At 71.2% G+C, this 18,408-nt stretch carries 12 protein-coding genes and 1 pseudogene; 9 read left to right on the forward strand and 4 right to left on the reverse strand.

Annotated elements, in window-relative coordinates; all coding sequences use genetic code 11:
- Nucleotides 1-36 precede the first annotated feature (36 nt).
- Both RM812_RS12900 and RM812_RS12905 read right to left on the reverse strand, forming a co-directional pair.
- A pseudogene (locus RM812_RS12900) lies at nt 37-3,141 on the reverse strand (alpha-amylase family glycosyl hydrolase); the annotation flags it as partial.
- A 144-nt stretch (nt 3,142-3,285) separates the two neighbouring features.
- Entirely contained in the window at nt 3,286-4,983 is a 1,698-nt protein-coding gene (locus RM812_RS12905; protein WP_311572626.1) for a carbohydrate-binding module family 20 domain-containing protein, read from the reverse strand.
- Between the two features lie 521 nt (nt 4,984-5,504).
- On the opposite strand from RM812_RS12905, the gene RM812_RS12910 reads away from it, so the two are divergent.
- Nucleotides 5,505-6,542, forward strand: coding sequence for a LacI family DNA-binding transcriptional regulator (locus RM812_RS12910; protein ID WP_311572627.1), 1,038 nt, complete (start codon nt 5,505-5,507; stop codon nt 6,540-6,542).
- A 23-nt stretch (nt 6,543-6,565) separates the two neighbouring features.
- On the opposite strand, the gene rfbB is transcribed toward RM812_RS12910, so the two are convergent.
- Nucleotides 6,566-7,543 carry a dTDP-glucose 4,6-dehydratase gene (rfbB, locus tag RM812_RS12915; protein ID WP_311572628.1) on the reverse strand — a complete coding sequence of 326 codons (978 nt, stop codon included), beginning with the start codon at nt 7,541-7,543 and terminating at the stop codon, nt 6,566-6,568.
- The gene (locus RM812_RS12920; protein WP_311572629.1) at nt 7,540-8,607 is read right to left on the reverse strand and encodes a glucose-1-phosphate thymidylyltransferase; all 1,068 of its coding nucleotides are present in this window, start codon (nt 8,605-8,607) and stop codon (nt 7,540-7,542) included. Before RM812_RS12920 ends, rfbB begins: the two co-directional genes overlap by 4 nt.
- Before the next feature lie 261 nt (nt 8,608-8,868).
- On the opposite strand from RM812_RS12920, the gene RM812_RS12925 reads away from it, so the two are divergent.
- The 8 genes from RM812_RS12925 to RM812_RS12960 are packed head-to-tail and all read left to right on the forward strand — an operon-like array spanning nt 8,869 to nt 18,405.
- Entirely contained in the window at nt 8,869-10,164 is a 1,296-nt protein-coding gene (locus tag RM812_RS12925) for an aspartate aminotransferase family protein (protein WP_311572630.1), read from the forward strand.
- Nucleotides 10,161-11,186: an ABC transporter ATP-binding protein gene (locus RM812_RS12930; protein WP_311572631.1), complete on the forward strand. Its 1,026-nt coding sequence runs from the start codon at nt 10,161-10,163 to the stop codon at nt 11,184-11,186. Before RM812_RS12925 ends, RM812_RS12930 begins: the two co-directional genes overlap by 4 nt.
- Nucleotides 11,183-11,992: an ABC transporter permease gene (locus tag RM812_RS12935; RefSeq protein ID WP_311572632.1), complete on the forward strand. Its 810-nt coding sequence runs from the start codon at nt 11,183-11,185 to the stop codon at nt 11,990-11,992. Before RM812_RS12930 ends, RM812_RS12935 begins: the two co-directional genes overlap by 4 nt.
- Nucleotides 11,989-12,789: an ABC transporter permease gene (locus RM812_RS12940; RefSeq protein WP_311572633.1), complete on the forward strand. Its 801-nt coding sequence runs from the start codon at nt 11,989-11,991 to the stop codon at nt 12,787-12,789. Before RM812_RS12935 ends, RM812_RS12940 begins: the two co-directional genes overlap by 4 nt.
- Before the next feature lie 7 nt (nt 12,790-12,796).
- Nucleotides 12,797-14,266, forward strand: coding sequence for a phosphotransferase (locus RM812_RS12945; protein ID WP_311572634.1), 1,470 nt, complete (start codon nt 12,797-12,799; stop codon nt 14,264-14,266).
- A gap of 2 nt (nt 14,267-14,268) precedes the next feature.
- Nucleotides 14,269-16,362, forward strand: coding sequence for a glycosyltransferase (locus RM812_RS12950; protein ID WP_311572635.1), 2,094 nt, complete (start codon nt 14,269-14,271; stop codon nt 16,360-16,362).
- Nucleotides 16,355-17,488, forward strand: coding sequence for a sugar phosphate nucleotidyltransferase (locus tag RM812_RS12955; protein ID WP_311572636.1), 1,134 nt, complete (start codon nt 16,355-16,357; stop codon nt 17,486-17,488). Before RM812_RS12950 ends, RM812_RS12955 begins: the two co-directional genes overlap by 8 nt.
- Complete coding sequence (locus RM812_RS12960; protein WP_311572637.1) at nt 17,485-18,405, forward strand: carbohydrate kinase family protein; 921 nt, start codon at nt 17,485-17,487, stop codon at nt 18,403-18,405. Before RM812_RS12955 ends, RM812_RS12960 begins: the two co-directional genes overlap by 4 nt.
- The last annotated feature ends 3 nt before the right edge of the window (nt 18,406-18,408 follow it).

Genomic DNA, 18,408 nt, shown 5'->3' on the forward strand with positions numbered 1-18,408 from the left:
TCACTTGCCGGGTCCTTCCGGTCGATTGTCTTCGATGCGCACGCCGGTGGCACCCAACAGGGCGCCGCTGTCCGCGCGTTGGGTGGCGATCAGCTGGGCCCCGAGTGCCTGGCCGATGCGGTGGCGGTCCCGCGGGTCCACGCGGAACGCCGAGGCTTGTGCGTACTGCGGGTACCGGGACTTCTGGGCCTCGGTCAGCTCGGTCGGCACGAGCCGGAGCCACTGACCCTCGTGGGAGAGTGCGCCGTTGTCCAACGTGAGGTCCCGCTCGGTGGCGTACACCAGTTGCTCGCTGGCGACGCCGGTGCCCTCACCCGCCCACACGACGGTGGCGTCACCGATCCAGGTGGCCTCCGAGGTGCCCAGGTCCAGGCCGAAGGCACCGCCGAAAGAGGGTGTCAGGTAGGCGGGGTCGCCAGCCACGCGCCAGACCTCGTGTCCGTACAGGGAGAAGTCGAGGGCCTCGTCGACGGGGACGTCCTTCTCCTCCTTCTTGTGCAGGATGTAGCTGAGGGAGGCGGCTCCGTCCTTCAGCGGCACCTCGAAGACGAGCCCGAAGGGATCCTCGCGCACCGGGCGGATGGGGTCGTTCCATTCGGGCGGATCGGTCGACCCCGTCCAGGTGTGCAGGCCCCATCCCTCGTAGTCGCCGTCGGGCCGGTGGTAGTGCAGGACTGCCCTGGTCCCGTCCTGCGGCGGATACGCGGACTCCGGTCTGGCCTTCCGGACGGTCGCACTGTTCTCCTCGGTCCACACCTCGCCGGTCGCGGCGAAGTCGAAGGCGCGCTCGGGACCGTCGGCCACTCCGTCCTTCTCGACGGTGAAGCGGATGGTGTCGTCGCCCGCGCCCGGCGTGATCCACGCGAAGGCCCCGTAGGCGTCGCGGCCGACGAAGGGGGCCGTCGTACCGTCGGCGGTCCGCAGCAGCAGACCGTCGTGGTCGCCGTCGGCTCGCCGGTGGTGGACGACCGCATGGTGGCGTTTCGCCGTCGGTTTCTCGAGGACGGGTGGTTGTCCGGCGGTGGTGGTGGCGGTGGCGTTCGCGGTGCGTCCGGCACTGTCGACCACGACGGCCTTGTAGCGCAGGGGTGTCCCGGCCCGCACCGTGTCGGGCAGATGCTGGGTCACCTTGTAGGGGGCGTGATCGGCCGAACCCAGCGTCCGCCACGGCCCGTTGCCCACCTGCGCGGCGAAGACGACCCGGTTCAGCCCGCCGCCGTCCACCTCCGCGCCGACCTCCACCTCACCGGACGCGCCGGCCGCCGGCACCTTCACCGACACCGACGGCGTGCGGACGGGCGACGCCAGCGGCTTCGCCGCCTTCAGCACCACCGCGGACAACGGCGGAACCTCCACCGACACCCTCCTGTCGCCGCCGCTGGTCACCCGCGCCGACGACCCGTACACACCACGGAAGTCCATCCCCGCCGCATACGTCGGTACCCCGACCGTCCGCATCCGCTCGGCGTTGTTCACCGCGACGACGTACTCGACCCTCTGCTCCAGGTCCGTGCGCGAGAACGCATACACGCCCTGACCCTCGTCCGCGTACCGCTCCTCCTGCACACCGTCACGCAACGCCGGATGCCGCTCCGTCAGCTTCGACAGCGCCGCGATCGACCGGTACAGCGGATGCCCCGGGTCGTACGCGTCCGAGGCATGCGTACGCTCCGTGCCGATCTGGTCGTCGTCCAGGTAGTCCGCCACCTTCGAGGCGAACATCGTCTGCCGGGCGTACACATCGCCTGCCGAGCCGGTGAAGCCCTGCTCGTCCCCCGCGTAGATCACCGGGTTTCCCCGGGACAGGAACATCAGCTCGTGCGCGAACCGGTCACGGCGCAGCAGCTCGGCGTCGTCCGCCCCGGGGTTGTCCTGGCTGACGAAACTCCCGATCCGGCCCATGTCGTGACTGCCGAGAAAGGTCACCTCGCCGTACGCGTCGGCCTTGTCGGTGGTGTAGCGGTAGTCCTGGGCCAGGACGTGGGCGAGGTCACGCGTGGGGCCGCCGCGGGACACGTAGTTGCGGACCGCGGCCTGCAGGGGGAAGTCGAGGGTGGCGTCGAGCCGGCCCTCGGTCAGGTAGGGGGCCATGACCACGGGGTCGGCGGAGAAAGCCTCCGCGAAGATGAAGAAGTCCGGCTTCCCCTGCCGGGCCGCGTAGGCGTCCAGCGCCGTGGCCCACTGTGTCCAGAAGGCCATGTTGACGTTCTTCGCCGTGTCGACCCGGAAGCCGTCGATGCCGAAGTCCTTCACCCACGTCTCGTAGATCCGCCGCATGCCCTCGACGACCTCGGGCCGCTCCGTCCACAGGTCGTCGTTGCCGATGAAGTCGCCGTACAGAGCGCTCTCGCCGGCGAAGGTGGAGTCGCCCCGGTTGTGGTACATGGTGGGGTCGTTCAGCCACGCCGGGACCTTGGTGTCGTGCTCGGTGGTGCGGTTTCGGGGCGTGTAGGGGAAGCCGTCCCGGTCGACCTCGCGCATGCCGGTGCTGTCGTCGAAGGGACGGCCCTCGGTGTCGAGGTAGGGGTAGGCGCCCTTGGAGCGGTAGCCGTACTCCTTCTCCGTGTAGTCGACGGTGTCGGCGGTGTGGTTGGTGATGACGTCGAAGAAGACCTTCATGCCCTTGGCGTGGGCCGCCTCGACGAGCTCCGCGAGGTCCGCGTTGGTGCCGAAGTGCGGATCGACCTGGGTGAAGTCGGTGATGGAGTAGCCGTGGTAGTTGGCCGTCTCCGTGCCGCCCATGGTCTGCACGGGCTTGTTCTTGAAGACCGGTGCCATCCAGATCGCGGTGGTGCCCAGGCCTTTGACGTAGTCGAGCTTCTTGATCAGGCCCTTCAGGTCACCGCCCTGGTAGAAGCGCTCGTCGGTCGGGTCGTGCCCGGTCTGCGAGCGGCCGCCGGTGAGGCCGCCCTTGTCGTTGGAGGTGGTTCCGTTGGCGAAGCGGTCCGGCAGCACCAGGTAGAACTGCTCGCGCGACGGTGCGGGCCGCGCCGGTGTGCGGGCGAGTGCGCGGTCGGACGGTGGTCGTGGGGCCGCGGCATCGGCGGACGGGGTGGTGGGCGGCAGCGCCGACAGCACCGACAGGAACAGTGCGACGGACGAAACCCGGGCGGTTGTGCGCCGGGACGGTAAACCGGTCATGGGGCCTTTCTCCTCGCCGGTCGAACGGCATGGGCCGCCTCGTGCGCGCCGGCCGGAGTCGGCACGGACAAGGCGGGCCGCCCGGTTCCCTCGCGTGGCGAACCGGGCGGTCCTTCGGTCGGCGAGACGGAGCGCTTTCCTGGTTCAGCTGCGCCAGGTGTCGCTCAGCAGTGTCTTGCCGCTGGACGGGACGGTGGCGGTGCGGTTGCCGCCGCTCTCCCAGGTGACGTTGCCGGAGGCGTTCTTGCGGAGGAACTTGTATGCGAAGGACGTTCCGGCGGGGAGGGCGACGTCGAGCTTCCAGACGGGGTAGGCCGCCGGGTCGAGCTTGAGCGCGTCGGCCGGATTCCAGTTGCCGAGCGCCGAGTTGTTGCCGGTGACGTAGATGTTCTCGCCCCAGGCAGTGGTGGCGTTGACGCTGAACGAGGCGCCGGCGGTCTCACCGGGGTTTCCACCACCCGGGTCCGTGCAGCTGGTCGCCCCCGTGTGCAGGGCGAGCGCCGTGTTGGCTCCGAGGGTCGCGGTGAACTGCCCGGAGCCGTTCACGGTGACGGGCCTGCCGCTCTGGACGTCGCAGTAGGTGCCGGCGGGCAGCGACGTCTGGAAGGTGCGGGTCAGTGAGCCGGACTCGTGGTTGATCGCGACGTAGGCCTTGTTGCCGCGGCCGAAGGCGATGGCGTTGTTGCCGTTGTCCCACCAGTTGGTCACCGCCGAGCTGCCCGCGGTGTTGCGGAACTTGACCATGCTCGCGATCTCGCGCCAGGCGTGCTGGCACTTCCATCCGTCGGTGTAGCAGGCGTTGACCTGCCCGTTGTTGGGTCCGCCCGCGTCACTGTTGAACTCGTAGCCGGAGTGGACGTCCGGTGAGCCGTAGGGCCAGGCCAGCATGAAGACGTGGGCGAGCGTGTAGTTGGCGCCGTCCTTGTAGGTCAGCGTGGCGTTGTGTCGCTCGGTGTCGTGGTTGGCCACGAAGGTGGCGGCCTTGTCGCTGGGGAGGTAGCCCCAGGCCTCACCGAAGTTCTTCAGGTACGCCAGCTTGTCACCGGAGAGGATCCGCTTCAGGTCCCTGCCGTAGGAGAACTCCTGGACGTCACCGGTGCCGGTGTACTGGCCGGGCTGCACGGCCTCGCCGGACGCCCCGATGGTCTCCTGCTTCCAGTAGACGCCCGGGTTGCCGAGCCGGCTCTTGATGTCGGCGAGGTCGCCCGGCGGGATGTGCTTGGCCGCGTCGATGCGGAAACCGTCCACGCCGAGGGAGAGCAGGTCGTTCATGTACCCGGCGATCGTCCTGCGGACGTACTCCTCGCCGGTGTCCAGGTCGGGCAGGCCGGACAGTTCGCAGTGGTGGACGTTCCAGCTGTCCGCGTAGTTGTTGATGTCCCTGGTGCAGTCGTCCATGTCGGACGCGGAGTAGAGGCCGGGGTAGTTGTACTTGCTGTAGGAGGAGCCCCCGGTCCCGGTGCCGGCGCTGTTGGCCATGTGGTTGATCACCGTGTCCACGACGACCTTGACTCCGGCGGCGTGGCAGGTGTCGACCATGTTCCTGAAGGCGTTCCGGTCGCCCAGTCTCGTGGCGATCCGGTAGCTGACGGGCTGGTACGCGGTCCACCACTGCGGGCCCTGGACCCGCTCGTTCGGCGGTGACACCTGCACGTACCCGTATCCGTCCGGCCCGAGGTCGTCCGTGCAGGCCTTGGCGACCGAGTTGAAGTTCCACTCGAACATCACGGCGGTGACGTCCTTGTCGCCGGGCGGCTGAGCCTGTGCCGTTCCAGGTGCCGTGACGACCACAGCGGCTCCCGCCACGAGGGCGAGTGCAGTGGCCACGGTCTTGTTGGCCATCGTTCCTCCTGATCCACCTGATGGGGATGAGAGGCCTTCCCGCAGCAACGCGCCTTGCCCGACAGGCCCATGAGACCTCTTGCTGAAAAATGACAGCAAGAGCTTGCGGTCGAGACCGTACGAGCCCCCGTACCTTCGGTCAACCCCTCCCGTCGCACTCGTGCTCCTCCCCGCGAGAACGTCAACACCGCTGCTCCATAAGCCGATCGGGCAGACGCAGACCCTTTCGCAAGGCGTTTCAGAGGTGTTACGTTCAATCAACGTCCGGTCCGGCGGGCCGGGGACCCGGAGAGCTGTTCGGGCCCACGCGCCCGGCCCGCCGGCCCGGGTACGTTCAGCCGTGCCGCCGGGTGGTGGCGACGGTCCGCGGCCGTCCGCCGGCCGGGGGATCCCGCGGGGCTCGTCGACGCGCGCACGCGTCGGTCCGCGCTTCGAGGCCCGGACACGGGCGGCCCCGCGCAGTCCCGCCGCTTACCCACGCCAGTGGGCACGGTGACGGGCGACGGGTAAAGTGCACTGCCATGACCACGCGGCTTGCCGACATCGCGGCCCGGGCGGGCGTCAGCAAGGCGACGGTCAGCCGCGTGCTCAACGGTGCGCGCGGTGTGGCCACGGGCACCCGCGATTCCGTGCTCGCCGCGCGCGACGCGCTGGGCTATGCGTACCCACCGCGACAGCGCCGCGCGGAGTTGGTCGGCCTGATCACACCGGAGCTGGACAACCCCGTCTTCCCCGCGCTGGCCGAGGTGATGGGGCAGGCGCTGACGCGTCAGGGCTACACACCCCTCCTGGCCACGCAGACACCGGGAGGTTCGACCGAGGACGAGCTCACGGAGATGCTCGTGAGCCGCGGGGTGGCCGGCATCGTCTTCGTCTCCGGACTGCACGCCGACACCACCGCCGGCACCGGACGGTACGACCGGCTGCGTGCACAGCGCGTGCCCTTCGTCCTGGTCAACGGGTACTCCCCCCGGATCGACGCGCCCTTCGTCTCTCCGGACGACCGGGCCGCCATGCGTCTGGCCGTGGCGCACTTGGCCGAGCTGGGACACTCCCGCATCGGGCTCGCGCTCGGACCGGAGCGCTTCGTGCCGGTACAACGCAAGATCGAGGGCTTCCGCGTCGGCATGCGGGAGCAGCTGGGTCTGTCGGCGCAGGAGTCCCGGGAGCTGGTCCAGCATTCCCTGTTCACCCTGGAGGGAGGTCAGGCCGCCGCCCGCGCACTGATCGACATGGGCTGCACGGCCGTCGTGTGCGCGAGCGACATGATGGCCCTCGGCGCCGTCCGGGCGGCGCGGCAGAAGGGTCTCGCGGTTCCCGGTGACATCTCCGTCGTCGGCTTCGACGACTCTCTGCTCATCGCCTTCACCGACCCGCCTCTGACCACCATCAGACAGCCCGTCAAGGCGATGGGGCAGGTCGCCGTGGACGCGCTGCTGGAGGAGATGGGCGGTACGCCGCCGCCCCGCTCCGAGTTCGTCTTCATGCCGGAACTCGTCGTCCGGGGGTCCACCGCCGCCGGTCCCCGGGCCGGTCGGCGCCCGGCGCACGGACACTGACCGGCCGGCCCCGCCGTGCGGACTCACGCGGAGGCGAGCAGGGGAGCCCACCAGTCCGCGTGGCGCTCGTACCACTCCGCGGTGTCGGCCAGGGCCGCCTCGAAGTCGGTGCGCGGCCGGTAACCGAGTTCGGCACTGATCTTGCTGTGGTCGACCGCGTAACGCCGGTCGTGCCCCTTGCGGTCCTCGACGTGCACGATCCGCTCCGGGCCCGCGCCGCACAGTGCGAGCAGCCGGTGCGTCAGGTCCAGGTTGGGCAGGGAGGTGCCGCCCCCGATGTTGTAGATCTCTCCCGGCCGGCCCGACAGGCGGACGAGTTCGACCGCCCTGACGTGGTCGTCGACGTGCAGCCAGTCACGCACGTACCGCCCGTCGCCGTAGAGCGGGACGGTGCCGCCGGACAGGATGCGGGCCAGGAAGCGCGGGATGAGCTTCTCCGGGTGTTGGTGGGGGCCGAAGTTGTTCGAGCAGCGGGTCACCCGGACGTCCAGGCCGTGCGTGTGGTGGTGGGCGAGGGCGATCAGGTCCGAGGCCGCCTTCGACGCCGCGTACGGCGACGTCGGACGCAGCGGGTCGCCCTCCTTGGCGGCCCCGTGCGGGAGGGAACCGTACACCTCGTCGGTGGAGACGTGCACGAAGGTGCGCACACCGTGGCGGAGCGCGGCGTCGAGCAGGACCTGCGTGCCCAGCACGTTGGTACGGACGAAGGAGTCGCCGTCGGCGATGGAGCGGTCGACGTGCGACTCGGCCGCGAAGTGCACGATCTGATCGTGGCGTTCGGCCAGCGCGTTCACCAGCGACGGGTCGCACACGTCGCCCTGGACGAAGGTGAGGTCGGGGTGGTCGCGCACCGAGTGGAGGCGAGCGAGGCTGCCGGCGTAGGTGAGTTTGTCGAGGACGGTCACCGCCGTGCCCCCGGGCGCCGTGGGCGAAAGGAGGTGGCGGACGTGGGCGGAGCCGATGAAACCCGCTCCGCCGGTGACGAGGATCCGTGAGTTCATGGGGTGAGATACACCTTGCTGTGGTCGCCGATCACGAGCCGGTGGGCCTGTGGGAGACGGGGAGCCGGGCGCACGACGGCGTCCCGGCCGATGAGGGACGACTCGAGTCGGGACGTCCCCTCGACCTGGGCGCCTCGCAGCAGGACGGAGTATTCGATGGCGCTGTCCTCGACCCGGCAGTCCTCCCCGATGGAGGTGTACGGGCCCACGCTGGAGTTGCTGACGACGGCACCCGCGCCGATGACCACCGGGCCCACGACGCGTGACGCACGCACCACCGCGCCCTCGGCCACCCGGACCCGGCCGACGAGCACGCTGTGCGCGTCGACCTTGCCCTCGACCCGCCCCTCCAGCCCGTCCAGGACGTGGCGGTTGACCTCCAGCATGTCCTCCGCGCTGCCGGTGTCGCGCCAGGGGCCGGCGGTGGTCTCGGCGCGTACGCGCAGCCCTTGGTCGATCATCCACTGCACGGCATGGGTGAGTTCCAGCTCGCCGCGTGCGGAGGGGGTGATGGCGCGCACCGCCTCGTGCACGGCCGGGGTGAAGGCGTACACGCCGATGAGCGCGAACGCGCTGCGGGGGGTGTCGGGCTTCTCCTCCAGACGCAGCACGTTCCCCTCGGCGTCGACCTCCGCGACGCCGAACGCGGACGGGTCCGCGACCGGGGTGAGCAGCAGCCGGGCCGCCGCGGGATCGGCCGACGAGAGACGGGCGAAGTCCGTGACGCCCTGCTGGAGGTAGTTGTCTCCCAGGTACAGCAGGAAGTCGTCGTCGCCCAGGAAGTCGCGGGCGATGAGCACCGCGTGCGCGAGACCGAGCGGGCGGGGCTGCTGGAGGTAGGTGATGCGTAACCCGAACGCGGCACCGTCACCCGTCAGTTCGCGTATCTCCCGGCCGTGCGCGCCCACCACGACGCCGACCTCGCGCAGGCCCGCCGCGGCGAGCGACTCCAGGGCGTAGAACAGCACGGGCTTGTTGGCGATGGGAAGCAGCTGCTTGGCGCCGGTGTGGGTGAACGGCCTCAGCCTGCTGCCGGTGCCACCCGCCAGGACCAGGGCCTTCACTTCGGCCTCCGGTGGGGCGAGCCGATCTTGGGGCGTGTTCTCACAGGTCCCTCCTCGAACGTGAGGCGTGGTGTCGCCGTGGGCACCCCGACTCAACCAGAGCGCCGCGACCTTCCGCAACAACTTTCTGAAACCATCCGCAAGGTCTTGCAGTGCCCTGTGTTCAAGTGTTTGACTCAACGCCGATCCGCCAACGGTGGTGCGCCGCACCGCAGTTCGCTGGCGATCACGCGCAGTCGGCCCGAACGAGCGGGGGCAGCAATGACAGGCTTACGGCAAGCGGAGCACCTGGCGCGGGAGGCCCGGCACCTGGCACCCGGTGCTTCCGAGGAAGCCGTCCACGGGCGCCGGGTCTTCACCGAGGGACGCGGCCCCGTTCTGACCGATCTCGACGGCAACCAGTACCTCGACTTCGCGGCCGGCACCCTCACCCAGTCGCTGGGCCACGGGCACCCGGAGGTGGTCGAGGCGCTCACCGCCCAGGCCCGCCGGCTGTGGAACGTCCACGACAGTGCCACGCCGGACCGTGCCGGACTCCTCGAACTGCTGGCCAGGCTGCTGCCCGAACAGCTCGACACCTACGCCTTCTTCTCCACCGGCGCGGAGGTGGTCGAGGCCGCCCTGCGGGTCGTCCAGGCGACCGCGCCGCCGGGCCGCAACAGGGTCGGCGCCCTGCGCCACGGCTTCCACGGCAAGACCATGGGCGCCCGGATGCTCGTGCACTGGGACGTCGGCCACCAGTCCTTCAGCGGCAACAGCGTGCTGGGGTACAGCCCCTACTGCTACCGCTGCCCCCTGGAACTGGAGTACCCGTCCTGCGACGTGCGCTGCGCGACGCTCGTGCGCAGGCACATCGCCGAGAAGCCCAACGTCTCCGCCCTCGTCTTCGAGCCCGTCCTCGGCGCGGCCGGCGTGATCGTGCCACCACCGGGCTACTGGGAGCGCATCACCGAAGCCTGCCGGGACAACGGCGTCCTGCTCGTCGCGGACGAGGTCCTCACCGGCGGCGGTCGCACCGGGGCCTTTCTGGCCAGTGAACTCCTCGGCGTCGAGCCGGACCTGGCGTTGCTGTCCAAGGGCACCGCGAGCGGTTTCCCCTTCGCCGTGCTCGCCGGCCGCGGAGAGCTGCTGCGCAGTCCGGAAGCGGCCACCCCGGGGGCGTACGCCTCGACGTACGCGAGCAATCCGCTGGGGATCGCCGCCGCCCGCGCCACCCTCGAGGTCGTCGAGCGCGACCGGCTGATCGAGCGCGTTCGCGTCCTCGGCGAGCTCATGGGGGACCGCCTCGGCGCCCTGCGGTCCCGCTTCCCCCGGCACCTGGGCCAGGTACGGGGCCTCGGGCTGCTCTGGGGCCTGGAGTTCGTCACCGACCCCACCAGTCGCACCCCCGCGCCCGAGGTGGCCCGCGACGTCTACACGACCGCCCTCGACCTGGGGCTGCGCACCTCCCTCGGCGGCCACATCCTGCGTCTGGCACCGCCGTTCACCCTCGACGAGGCCGTGCTCGAGGAAGGCCTGCGCCTGCTGGACAAGGCCGTTGAGCGGGTGGTCGCGTGATCGTGGCGGAACGCCTCGTCAAGGAGTTCCGGCTGGCCGAACGCAAACCCGGCCTGCTCGGCAGCCTCTCCACCCTCCTCACCCGCCAGTACCGCGTCGTGCGCGCCGTCGACGACATCTCCTTCGAGATACCCGCCGGCACCAAGACCGCGTACATCGGTGCCAACGGCGCCGGCAAATCGACCACGATCAAGATGCTGACCGGCATCATGACCCCCACCTCCGGCCGCTGCCTGGTCGCCGGTCTGGAGCCGTACCGGCACCGGCAGCGCAACGCCCGCACCATCGGCGTCGTCTTCGGCCAGCGCAGCCAGCTCTGGTGGGACCTGTCGGTACCCGACTCCTTCCGCATCCTGCGCCGCATCTACGACATCCCCGAACCCGTCTACCGGCGCAATCTCGGCCTGTTCCGGGAACTCCTCGACATCGACGCCCTGGGTTCCACCCCCGTACGGCAGCTGAGCCTCGGGCAGCGCATGCGCGCCGAGATCGCGGCGAGCCTGCTGCACGACCCCGCCGTCCTGTTCTGGGACGAGCCGACGATCGGCCTCGACATGGTGCTCAAGGACGCGGTGCGCCATCTGGTCAACCGCGCCCACCAGGAGCTGGGCACCACCGTGGTGCTCACCAGCCACGACATCGCCGACATCGCCGCGATCTGCGACAGCGCCCTGGTCGTCGACCACGGGCGGGTCGTCCACCAGGGCACCCTGAAGGACCTGCTGCGCACGGCCGACCACCGTTCGGTCGTCTTCGACCACCGGGACGGCACGACGGCCGCGACCGTCCGGACCCGCATCGAAACCGGCCTTCCGGGCGTGCACGCCACACCGGACGACGGCGGTCGCGTCCGCGTCGACTACCCGACCGGCCGCTACACCTCCCGGCAGGTCCTCACCTTCCTCCTGGACCACTTCGACCTCGCCGACTGGTACGCCCCCGAACCCGGACTCGAGGACGTGCTCCGCGAGATCTACGGCCGCTCACGCGTTCCCGGCCACGCCCGCGACGGGGCCGCATGACCGCCCGCCTGCGTCGCTACACGCCGTTCGCCACCAGCGGCCTGCAGTCCCTGCTGCAGTACCGCTCGATGTTCGTGATGACCGCGGTCACCGCGGCCGCCGGCGCGGCGGTGACCGTCTTCCTGTGGCGCGCCGTGTACGCGGGCACGCCCGGCCGCGGGCCCGGCGGCTTCACCGTGGAGGGCATCACGACCTACCTGCTGGTGGCCCAGATCCTCCAGGTGCTGCACACCAACCGGGTGGACGACGAAGTCGCGGCCGAGGTGTACCGGGGTGACGTCGCGGTCATGCTCGTGCGCCCCGTGAGCTACCCGGTGATGCGGTTCTTCGCCTGCCTGCCGGTGGTGGGGGCCAACGCCGTCCTGGTCGGCCTGCCGGTCCTCGGCCTGTTCGCCCTGCTCGTGCCGCTCAGCGCACCCCGGCCGGCGGATCTGCTGCTGTTCGCCGTGTCCACCGCCCTCTCGGTGCTGCTGGCCTTCTGCGTCAACCTGCTGACCGGCATGACCGGCTTCCTCACCACCAACACCTGGGGGGTGCGGATGGTCAAGCAGAGCGTGGTCGCCTTCTTCGCCGGACAGCTCGTGCCCATCGCGCTGATGCCGGGTCCGCTGGCCGCGCTCGCGAAGGCCCTGCCCTTCCGCGGCATGGTCGACGGTCCACTGACGCTGCTGCTCGGCCGCTACGACGGCTGGACGGACGCCGCCGGGCTGCTCGCCCAGCAAGTGGCCTGGGCGGCCGGCCTGTCACTGCTGTGCGCCGCGCTCTGGCGCGCGGCCCTGTCACGGCTGGAGGTGCTCGGCGGATGACGCGCACGACCACGCGGTACCTACGGCTCTCCTGGTTCCTCGGCGGGGTCGGCCTGCACCGGCTGGCGGCCTACCGCACGGACTTCGTCCTCGGCGCGGGCGCCTTCCTGGTGCGGGTCGGCGTCCAGACGGCGGTCGTGGGTCTCGTCTTCCGGCAGGTCCCCGCCGTGGGCGGCTGGTCGTACCACGAGGTGCTGTTCCTGCTGGGGTTCTCCCTGCTGCCGCGCGGGCTCGACCACCTCTTCACCGACCAGTTGTGGGAACTGGGCCGCAAACTGGTCCAGCGCGGCGAGTTCTACCGCTACCTCGTCCGGCCGGTCGACCCGCTGTTCTCCCTGCTGTCGGAGCGCTTCTTCCACCCCGACGGGCTCGGTGAACTCATCGTCGGCGCCGTACTGGTGGGGTACGCGGGAAGCGAGCTCGGCCTGTCGCTCACCGCCGTGCAGTGGGCGCTGGCACCCCTGCTCGTGCTGTGCGGGGCACTGCTGCACACGTCGGTGAAGCTGTTCTTCGCCTCCCTGTCCTTCTGGACCGTGACGAGCATGCCCGCGATGTACGCGGCCAGTCAGGTGTCGGAGTTCTCCTCCTACCCCCTGGACATCTACCACCCCTCGCTGAGGACTCTGCTCACCTGGGTCCTGCCCTTCGCCTTCACCGCCTACGTGCCCAGCGCCTACCTCCTGACCGGCGCGACGGGCCTGCTCGGCTGGCTGCCCCCGGTGACCGCCGGTGCCCTGGCACTCGCCCTGGCCGTCTGGCGTCGCGGCGTCAACCGATACGAGATGACCGGAAGTTGAGTCGGGCATGATACGAAACGACGATCTCGGCCCCCTGCTGCGCACGGCCCCGTGGATGCCCGAGGAGGGACGGCGGGCCGACCGCTTCGAGTGTGTCGACCATGCGGACCTCGGCACCGCTGCCCGGCTGCTGATCGTGGCCGGCGTCGGCGGGCCCGCGTCCGGGCGACGCTACTTCGTGCCGGTCCGGCCGGGACCGGCGGGGGCCGGTGCCGAAGAGGCGCACGGCAGCGCGGAGTTCGACGCCGCCGCGCTGGACGCGATCGGCACCGACCGCCATGTGCCCACGGCCCGCGGCGGCTGGGTGCGCTTTCGCGGCGCGGGACACACGGCGCGCTCGGTGCGCCCGCTGCCGTTCGAGCGGGGCTGGTCCTCCAACGTCCTGTCACTGGTGGAGAACGACGGGACGGCCTACGTCCACAAGACCTACCGGCGGCTGGACGAGACCGTCCGCGAACCGGAGCTCCTACGGCTGATGAACGACACCGGCCGCACCCCCGACTGGGCCGGCGACTACACCTACGTCGACCCCGCCGACGGCACCCACCGCCCGTTGGGCGTGTTCTACCGGTACGCACCGGGTGACGGGATCGACCTGCCGCTGAGGCGGAGCATGCGGTCACTGTGGCCGAAGGTGACCGGCGGACACGTGCCCGGCGATCTCGAAGCCGTCGTGCGGGCCCATCTGCGCCCCCTGGCCGGGAACCTGCGCGACGCCGGGCGCTTCCTGACCGGCTTCCACCGCGACCTGGCCGGCCGACTCGGCGGCCGTCCCGTACCGCCGTACCCGGTGCGGGAGGTACTGGCCCGCGCCACCGCCCGGGCGGCCGAACTGGCCTCTGCGGACATCGCCCTCCCCACGGCCCCGCGCGCCGCCGCCTTCACGGCCCTTCGGCAGGAGACCGCCGCGCTGCGGAGCGCCTTCGACGCGGCTCCGGCGGGGTTCCCCTCCGGGCCCTGCCACGGCGACCTGCACCTGTCCCACCTGCTGTGCCGGGAGCGGGACGACGGAGGCTGGTCGATGAACGTGATCGACATGTCCACCCCCGCCCTGGGCCCCGACGAGGTGGGATGGGCCGCGCAGTCCCCGGTGCAGGACTTCGTCGCCGTGCAGCGCGCCCTGGAGTACTTCGCCGCCGACGAGGCCGCCTTCGAGAGCGCGCGGCGCCTCGGCCTCGACTCCTCGGAGACCATGCGGGGCGCGCTGGACGGCGCCGGCGACCGGGCACCCGGGCCACGCGCCGCGCTGCGCCTGGTCTTCCACGCCGCCGACGTCTGGCGGGCGCAGGTCCTCGGGCTGCTCCTCGGCCGAACGGCGAGCGACCCGCTGCGGCGCCTGCTGTACCTGGGCCGGCTGCTGCACGAACTCGCCTACAACGTCGAGCACGCCCGTCCCTACCACGCCGCGATCGACCTGCGCCACGCCCTCGCGCTCGGCGCCCGTACCCCGGCCCCGACCATTCCAGCAAGGACGTGAACGTGACCGCGCCCCGTATGCACATCATCGAGACCTACTTCGAATGCTGCGGCTTCGACCACACCTTCCTGCAGGGCGGCACCTCGGTGTACCTGTGGAACCTGTCCCGGGCGTTCGCCGCGCGCGGCCACCGGGTCTCCGTCGTGACCCCCGCGCACGGCAGGCTGGACGACCTGCGCGGCAGATACGAGGTGGAGGACCTCGACTACGCGGACGAGTACCTCCTGCCGCTGGTCCTGGACCCGGACGTGTGGCACGACCTGCCCGCCGAGGTCCACCTGCCCCTGCGCACCACCGCGCACCGCATCCGCCTCGACGACGTGGACCTGTACTTCCTCTCCAACGACTACCTGGACCGGCTCCCGGACACCTTCTACCCGCCCTACTCCGCCAAGGGCCGCGACCTGGTCTTCTTCAAACCGCTGGTCTTCCAGGTGGACAGCGTGCGCTTCCTGCGCCACTGGTTCGGCGCGGAGAAGGCACTGGTCCACGCGCACGAGCCCTACTACCACTACCTGCTGCCGGCCGCGCTGCGCGACGACCCGCGCAAAGTCGTCGTCAGCACGGTGCAGAGCAACATGCCGATCACGAAGAAGGTCTACGCACCCGAGGTCCGCCGGCTCCTCGCACTCCTGGGCGCCGAGGCCGACCTCCCGCAGGACCGCCCGCCGGCCGAGCCGGAACTCGAAGCGGTGTCCCAGTACCAGCAACTGACGCACCTGCACTACGAGTACCCGCCGGACCACGTGGCCCTGTACCGGCTGGTCCTGGAGAACGCCGATCTGATCGACTTCCTCTCGCCCGGCCAGCTCGACTTCTACGCCTCCTTCCGGGACACCCCCTTCGAGACCCTCTTCGCGCGCCTGCCCCTGGCCAAGGCCGTGAAGGAGAACGCGCACAAGATGTTCGTCGGAGGCTGCGCGATATCCGACCAGTGGCTCGCCTGGGACCCGCGGGAGGTGGACCGGACGGCGGTGCTCGAGGGCCTGGGGCTGGACCCCGCGCTGCCGACCTTCTTCCACAACGCGCGCTACGCCCTGCACCACAAGGGCCAGTTGGAGCTGGTGCGCGCCGTCGACCGGGTGCTGAGCGACGGCCTCGCCGCGAACTTCGTCGTGCGCTGCATCTCCGGCGCACCGCTCGACGACCCCTGCTTCCGCGAGGTCGCCGAACGGCACCGGGGCCGGCTGCACCTGGAGTCGGAGCGGGTGGACGAGCGGCGGGTGTTCGAGTACGCGTCGGCCGCCGACTTCTGCCTCTTCCCCTCCAAGTTCGAGATGGACACCTTCCTCATCGCCCAGGGCGAGGCGATGGCCTGCGGGGCCGTGCCCATCGCGACGGCGCAGGAGGGCATGGCGCACTTCCTGCACGCCCGGCCCGAGCCGGAGACCACCGGACTCGCCGTCAACCGGTCCTTCGCCGAGGACGACCCGCTGCTCACCACCGCGCTGGTCGAGCGCGTCCGTGAAGCGGTCACACTCTGGTCCGAGGACCCGGCCCGCTACCGCCTGTTGTCCCACCGCGCGGCGGAGGTCGCCCGGCAGTTCACCTGGGAGCACTGCGCGGACCTGCACCTCGCCGCGTTCGGCCGCCTGTGGGACGGCGAGCCGGCCGCGCTGCCCGCCGAACGGGCCCTGCGGAACGGCTGGTTCGACCTGCTGAAGGACGAGGAGATCACCGAGGAGGCGACGCTGGCCCACGGCGACCTGGCGGCGTACGCGCGCCGCGCGCCCGTCGACCCCTCGGTCGCCCGGCGGTTCTTCCTCGCGGCGTGGGAGCGGGCCGACTTCGCGACCTGCGAGCGGGTCGTGGACCGTTTCCCCACCGCCGTGACCACCGAGGAGGTGCGCGGCCTGCGCGAGCGGTGCTCGGTCACCGGCGACGGCACGCTGGTGTACCGGCTGCCGCACGCCGAGCGGGTGGAGCTGGTGACCCCGGCCCCGCGCGGCACCGCGGCGCGGGCGCTGCCCGAGGTGCGGGAGCTGCGCCGCACCGGGGCCGGCGCCTTCGAGGGGCCCCCGCCCACGCCGGGGGCCCGGCTGCTGCTGACGCTGGCCTCCGGGCGGGTCACCTGGGACGAGGCCCGTCATGGCTGAGCGGGCAGGGGTGCGCGCGGTCCTGCTGGCGGGCGGCGAGGGGCGGCGCATGGGTCCGCTGGGCACGGGACGCCTCAAGCCGCTCGTCCCGTACGGCGGCGTCTGCCGCCTGATCGACTTCAGCCTCGCCAACGCGCGCGCCTCGGGACTGGGGGAGGTTCTGCTGCTGTCCCAGTACGAGGAGCGCCGGCTGATGGACGACCTGCACCAGGTGTGGAACCGGGACACCGGCTTCCGGGTCCACTTCGGGCCGTACGACGACGCCTACCGGGCCGCGGAGGGCGGGCTCCCCCGCGAGCTGCCCGAACGCACCTGGCCGGCCGAGCGCGGCACCGCGGACGCCCTGATCCGCAAGGCCGGACACGTCTTCGGCGGTGGCCGCGAACAGGTGCTGGTCCTGCACGCCGACCACGTCTACCGCTTCGACTACGGGCCGCTGGTCGCGGAGCACCGGGCCTCCGGCGCCGCACTGACCATCGCCTACCAGCGGATCGAGCGACGCTGGGTCCACCTGTTCGGGATGGTCCGCTTCGACGGTGCCGGCCGGCTCACGGAGTTCGTGGAGAAGCCCGCCGAACCGACCAGCGACCTGGTCTTCGCCGCCTTCTGCGTCTTCGACGCCGCGGTGCTGCACCGCTACCTGGAGAAGCTCGACGGCACCGACTGGCAGCACGACATCAGCCGGGACGTCATCCCGGCGATGCTCGCGGGCGGCGAGGACATCCGCGGCCACCGGGTCGTCGGGCACTGGGCGGACATCGGCACCGTCGAGCGCTACCACCGGGCCCATCTCATGCTCGCGGCCGCCGGGCCCCGGGCCGGACTCCCCGTCGAACGGATGCCCCGGACCGTGCGGCCCGAGGTGGACCGCGGCTGGGTGGCCGACTCCCCGGGCGTGGTCGCCTCGTTGGTTCCGGCGGACCTCGTCAACGAAGGCCGGGTGGAGCACAGCGTGCTCTTCCCGGGCGTCACCGTCGGCGCGGACGCGAGGGTCCGGCGCAGCGTGCTGCTGCCCGGCGCCACCGTCCGCCCCGGTCAGGTCATCGAGTCGGCGGTGGTCCTGGAGAACGGACATGTGCAGCGGGTCGAGGACCCCGCTGCCGTCACGGAAGGAACCCGTACATGAGCCTGCCCTCTTACGACGTCCTGGTGGTCGGCGGTGCCGGAGTGGACACCGTCGTCCGCGTCGACGCCCTCCGGATCCCGCCCGGCGACTCGCTGCACGTGCCCCCGGTGCGCGACTACGTCGCGCACACCGGCAACGGCGTCGCGCTCGGCTGGCACGCGCTCGGCCTCGCCACGAAGTTCATCGACTTCCTCGGCGACGACCCGCAGGGCCGGGCGGTGCTCGACGCCTACGCCGAGCGGGGCCTCGACTTCAGCCACCTGGTGTCCCCGCACGGCACCCCCCGCGGCGTCAACCTGGTCGACGCGCAGGGCCGCCGCTTCTCCTTCTACGACTCCCGGCACCCGCAGGATCTCCGGCTGCCCCGCGCCTTCTACCTGCCCCACCTGGAGCGGACGCGCCACGTCCACCTGTCCATCGTCGGACACAACCGCGACCTGTACGAGGACGTCCACCGGCTCGGGGTGACCAGCTCGACCGACCTGCACGACTGGGACGGGGTCAACCCCCACCACCGCACCTACGCCCTCGCCTCCGACTACGTCTTCATGAGCGCCGCGTCCGTCCACGACCGGCTCGACGAGGTCCTGCACGGCATCGTCGACGAGGGCCGGGCCCGCTTCGTGGTGGCCACCGACGGAGCGGACGGCTGCCACCTGCTGGTGCGGGGCGAGGCGAAGGTGCGCCACTTCCCCGCGGTACGGCCGGAGCGGCCGGTCGTCGACAGCAACGGCGCGGGCGACGCCTTCGTCACCGCCTTCCTCCACGCCCACCTCGAGGGGCGGCCGGTGGAGGAGTGCGTCCTGGCCGGATCGGTGTCGGGGGCCTTCGCCTGCGGTGCCGCCGGCACCCACACCGAGTTCATCGACCTGCCCGGTCTGCGCGCGGCCAGCGCCCGGGCCGGCGCGGGTGAGTGAAGG

This window comes from Streptomyces lancefieldiae (assembly GCF_031845825.1).
Lineage (GTDB): Bacteria > Actinomycetota > Actinomycetes > Streptomycetales > Streptomycetaceae > Streptomyces > Streptomyces lancefieldiae.